This window comes from Flavobacterium sp. 9AF, from assembly GCF_902506265.1.
Lineage (GTDB): Bacteria > Bacteroidota > Bacteroidia > Flavobacteriales > Flavobacteriaceae > Flavobacterium.
This window is the reverse complement of record NZ_LR733567.1, coordinates 1-2250: the sequence shown is the minus strand read 5'-3', so window position 1 is coordinate 2250 and position 2250 is coordinate 1. Positions and strand designations below refer to the sequence as shown.

Annotated in this window: 2 protein-coding genes; both read left to right on the top strand. The window is 30.4% G+C overall.

Translation table 11 applies throughout. The annotated features are described in order from the left end of the window. The first annotated feature begins 271 nt into the window (after nt 1-271). Nucleotides 272-760 (top strand): T9SS type A sorting domain-containing protein, encoded by a 489-nt coding sequence (locus HALO113_RS14880; protein ID WP_159779882.1) that lies wholly within the window; start codon nt 272-274, stop codon nt 758-760. A 5-nt stretch (nt 761-765) separates the two neighbouring features. Next, nucleotides 766-2112 (top strand): hypothetical protein, encoded by a 1347-nt coding sequence (locus HALO113_RS14875; protein ID WP_159779881.1) that lies wholly within the window; start codon nt 766-768, stop codon nt 2110-2112. The last annotated feature ends 138 nt before the right edge of the window (nt 2113-2250 follow it).

Here is a 2250-nt window from a genome sequence, read left to right as displayed (position 1 = left end):
ATATATATATAACCCTATTCAAAAAACAGGTAATTCTACCTATATGTCGTAAGTTTAGTATTACTAATTTTGAAAAAAAAGAACAATTATGAATTTTATAGAAAAATATAAATTAGAAATAGTACTCAGTTTCTTATATGCTTTTATTTTAAGTGTTATATTATTTATTTTATTTATGTAAAAAAATTAATAAAAAAATTAATAAAAAAATTAAATAATTTTAAAAAAAATGTTAATTTTAAACTAATAACTAATCAATAAATTCATTACTATGAAAAAAAATTATTTTCCCTTTCTTATCTTCATTATTTGTTTTGGATTTTCGAGTGCAGTAGCTCAAAATTCAACCAATAGCTCAGGAGGAGAAATTGTGTCTGGAGCACAAGGTTCTCTTTCCTATTCTGTAGGACAAATAGTTTACACAACAAACTTTGGTACGACTGGCTCTGTAGCTCAAGGAGTTCAACAACCTTATGAAATTTCTGAAGTATTATCGATTGATAATTTTTCCAACTTAATTCAAGAGGTAAAAATTTTTCCAAACCCTACCTCAGATATACTAACCCTTAATTTTATCAACTCTAATAATCATTCCATTGACTACGAGTTAATTGATATCAATGGAAAAAGATTAAAATCGGAAAAAAACATTCCTAATGAAATCAACATTTCAATCGCTTCTTTTCCATCAACTATCTATTATTTAAAAATTAAACACCAAGATTCAGAAGTTAAAACATTTAAAATCATTAAAAAATAAAGAATATGAGAAAAATTTACACACTTTTAGCAACAATCTTATTTTCATTAACGATGACGGCTCAAGCTCCTGAAAAAATGAGTTATCAAGCTGTAATTAGAGATGTATCAGACGCTTTAATAGTTTCCTCTCCAATAGGTATACAAATTAGTATATTAGAAGGGTCATCGACCGGAAACCCTGTATATGTTGAAACACAAACACCCACAACCAATGCAAATGGTTTAATTAGCATAGAAGTGGGCTCAGGAACAGTTGTTTCTGGAGCTTTCAACACCATTAACTGGGGCAATAATTCATATTATATTCAAACTGATGTTGATCCTACAGGAGGAACAACTTATTCATTAACTGGAACAAGTCAACTCCTAAGTGTACCCTATGCTCTTTTTTCAAAATCTTCTGCAGGAATTGCAGGAGCAGAATGGACAACTAGTGGAAATAACATCAACAATACAAATACAGGAAATGTTGGGATTGGAAATGCTGCACCCACTCATACTTTGAGTGTTATGAAAACCTCTGGATCATCTATAGGTGTAGGTAGTAATGCCTTTAATAACAACAATTCTGGAACACTTGTTTTTGGTGAAGATTTAGACGATCAAAACGGAGATTGTGGTTTTAAATTTTACCATAACGGATCTTCAAACACACTAGCTTTAATAAGCGGTTGTTATATACCGAGTGCAGGAGACACCATCGCTACTTATTACAGATCGGGTCACATGAGAATAAAAAAATTATCATTAGGAGGCCTTTCTAGTAATCAAACTGCACCAACTAATCAATTTGCTGTACAAGGGATTTCTGACTTTAATGGAAATGTAAACATAAACGGAGACTTAAATATAACCGGTAATATTGCAAAAGGTAGTGGTACTTTTAAAATTGACCATCCATTAAATCCAAAAAACCAATATCTAATTCACAGTTTTGTAGAATCTCCTGAAATGATGAACATCTATTCTGGAAACGTAAAGACTGATAACAACGGATATGTAACAGTTACTTTACCTGCTTATTTTGAAGCAGCCAATAAAGATTTCAGATATCAATTAACCACTATTGGTACATTTGCACAAGCAATTATAAAAGAAAAAGTTTCTGGTAATAAATTTGTAATACAAACCAGCATACCAAATGTAGAAGTAAGCTGGCAAATTACAGCTGTTAGAGCAGATAAATTTGCAAATGAGAACAGAATTGTTCCAGAAAAAGAAAAAGAGTTCAAAGGAACTTATCTTCATCCAGAATTGTATGGTGCTGGAAAAGAACAATCTGAAACTTTTGTTAGAAATCAAAAAGCAATTCAAGAAGCTGAAACTAAAGCAACCATGGACGGTCAATAAAAGAAAAATCATTGACTAGTCCTAAAAAATCGATACAGATTTATTAGACAAAAATAATTAAATTAAACACTTGCAAGAACGTTCTTGCAAGTGTTTTTTCTTTTATAAGTTCTCATTTTTAGATTAGATTGTTGATGC